The sequence below is a fragment of the Rhodococcus sp. (in: high G+C Gram-positive bacteria) genome (assembly GCF_049299235.1).
Classification (GTDB): Bacteria; Actinomycetota; Actinomycetes; order Mycobacteriales; family Mycobacteriaceae; genus Rhodococcus.
Genome location: NZ_JBAQXC010000210.1, coordinates 1 through 2,790 on the forward strand (window position 1 = coordinate 1; position 2,790 = coordinate 2,790).

A 2,790-nucleotide genomic window follows, 5' to 3' on the forward strand; every position below is an offset into this window, starting at 1 on the left:
CACCCGGGTGCATTTGTGCACCCGGTAACAGCCACAAAGGCACACGGGTGGGAGCTGCGGCGGAAGGTGATCGAGGGTAAGGAATCCAACCTGGTGCTGCTGTGCGTCGACGCATCCGGGTCGATGGCCGCCCGAACACGCATGACACAGGTGAAGACCGCGATCCTGTCACTGCTGCTCGACGCGTACCACCGACGGGACACGGTCGGGCTGGTCACCTTCCGTGGCGACCGCGGGCACGTGCTGCTGCCACCGACGAACTCCGTCGATGTCGCCGCAGCCCGGCTGCGGGAACTTCCCGCGGGTGGCCGCACACCCCTCGCCGAAGGACTGTCGGAGGCCGCCGAAACCATCCGGCGGCACCAGTTGCGTGACCCCGATCGGCGGGCACTGCTCGTCGTCGTCACCGACGGTCGCGCCACGTCCGGTGACGACGCGGTGAACCGGTCGCTGGCGATCGCCGACACCATTGCCGGCCGGGGTATCGCCTCGGTGGTCCTGGACTCCGAGACCGGGCGGTTCCGGATGGGGCTCGCACGCCGGCTCGCCGAACGCCTCGGCGCCGAGTACGTCCCGGTCGGGGACGTGCACGCCGATGCCATCACCTCCGCCGTACGAGGAAGGGCCGCCTGATGCCTCAGGGACAACCGACCGTGGTGCCGCAGGACGGTCTCACCACCCGGCAGCGCCGCAACCGGCCGCTGCTCATGGTCAACACCGGTGACGGCAAAGGAAAGTCGACCGCCGCGTTCGGCCTGGCCTTGCGCGGCTGGAATCAGGGCTGGTCGGTCGCGGTGTTCCAGTTCGTGAAGTCCGCGAAGTGGCGCCTCGGCGAGCAGACTGCCTTCGAGACGCTCGGAGCCCTGCACGACGAACGCGGCACCGGTGGCGCGATCGAGTGGCACAAGATGGGGTCGGGCTGGTCCTGGTCACGCAAGGACGGCACCGAGGAGGACCATGCCGCGGATGCGCTCGCCGGGTGGCGGGAAATCCAGCGGCGCCTCGCGGACGAACAGCACGGCTTGTACGTCCTCGACGAGTTCACGTATCCGATCAACTGGGGTTGGGTGGACATCGACGAGGTCGTCGACACCCTCGTGCATCGCACCGGGAATCAGCACGTGATGATCACCGGTCGTCGCGCCGATCCGAAACTCGTCGAGGCCGCCGACCTGGTCACCGAGATGACCAAGATCAAGCACCCGATGGATGCCGGCCAGAAGGGCCAGAAGGGCATCGAATGGTAGGCACGGCATGGTAGGCACGGCATGGTAGGCACGGCATGGTAGGCATTCCACGGCTGGTGATCGCCGCCCCCGCATCCGGACACGGAAAGACCACCGTCGCTTCGGGTCTCATGGCGGCACTCGGTGCAGCGGGGCACAGCGTGTCCGGCCACAAGGTCGGACCGGACTACATCGATCCCGGCTATCACGCCCTGGCCACCGGCCGTCCCGGCCGCAACCTCGATCCGCATCTGGTCGGCACCGAACTGATCGCGCCGCTGTTCGCGCACGGATCCACCGGCGCCGACCTGGCGGTCGTCGAGGGTGTCATGGGTCTGTACGACGGGATGCTCGGCACCGAAGGATTCGCATCCACCGCCCACGTCGCCACCCTGCTGCGGGCACCGATCGTGCTCGTCGTCGACATCTCCCACGCGTCGCGGTCGATCGCCGCGGTCGTGCACGGCATGGCGTCCTACGATCGCGGTGTCCGCATCGCCGGGGTGATCCTCAACAAGGCGGGCTCCCCGCGGCATTCCGACGAGGTGACCGCAGCGCTCGAACCGACCGGTATCCCGGTGTTGGGAGTTCTGCAACGCGACGACGGGATCAGCGCACCGTCCCGGCACCTGGGTCTGGTTCCGGCTCAGGAACGCGCCGGGGCCGCAGGGCAACTCGACCGACTGGCCGCGCAGATCGCCGCGCACGTCGACCTCGCGGACATCGTGCGGATCGCGCAGAGCGCCCCGGACCTGCCGGCGGCACCGTGGTCGCCGCCGGGCCGCGCGGCCGATTCCGGTGGTCCGGTCGTCGCCATCGCCGGGGGCCGGGCGTTCACCTTCCGCTACACCGAAACCGAGGAGATGTTGCGCGCGGCAGGATGCCGGACCGTCGTGTTCGACCCGCTGCGCGACGAGCGGCTTCCCGACGACACGGCCGGGATCTACCTCGGTGGCGGGTTCCCCGAGGTGCACGCCGCGGACCTGTCCGCGAACACCCCGCTGCGCGACCATCTGCGGAACGCGATCGCAGCCGGAGTCCCCACGGTGGCCGAATGCGCCGGCCTGCTGTATCTGTGCCGCGACGTCGACGGCGCCGACATGGTCGGGACGCTCGGCGCCTCCGGCCGGATGACGCCGCGTCTGACCCTCGGTTACCGCACCGCGATCGCACCGGAAGACAACCTTCTCGCAGTCGCGGGCACACGGGTCACCGGACACGAATTCCACCGAACCACAGTCGATCCCGGACCAAACCCGGGGTGGCTGCTCGACGGGAGGCCGGACGGTCACGCGACCGCGACCCTGCACGCGTCGTACCTGCACACGCACTGGGCAGGGCATCCGGCGATGCGCGACCGATTCGTCGACGCGGTCCGTCGCGCGGCACCCGTTCCGGCACCGCCGCCCCGGCCGCGCGCATCGGCACCGGATCTGCATCATCACGGAGACCGCGAGGCGACCCCCGGCCTGGTGGATCTCGCGGTGAACGTGTCGTGCCGGCCGCGACCGCCCTGGCTCCACGACGCCCTACATGCCGCGCTCGACGACGTGGCGCGCTACCC

Annotated in this window: 3 protein-coding genes; all 3 read left to right on the forward strand. The window is 69.7% G+C overall.

Going from position 1 to position 2,790, the window contains the following annotated elements:
- The coding region (locus tag WAX14_RS12295) for a vWA domain-containing protein (RefSeq protein WP_422628339.1) at nt 1-633 on the forward strand (633 nt) is incomplete at its 5' end.
- On the forward strand, nt 633-1,247 hold the full coding sequence (gene cobO / locus WAX14_RS12300) for a cob(I)yrinic acid a,c-diamide adenosyltransferase (protein ID WP_422628340.1): 615 nt from the start codon (nt 633-635) through the stop codon (nt 1,245-1,247). The genes WAX14_RS12295 and cobO, both read left to right, overlap by 1 nt.
- Nucleotides 1,248-1,282: 35 nt before the next feature.
- Nucleotides 1,283-2,790, forward strand: a 1,508-nt coding sequence (locus WAX14_RS12305) for a cobyrinate a,c-diamide synthase (RefSeq protein ID WP_422628341.1), incomplete at its 3' end; no start/stop codon positions are given.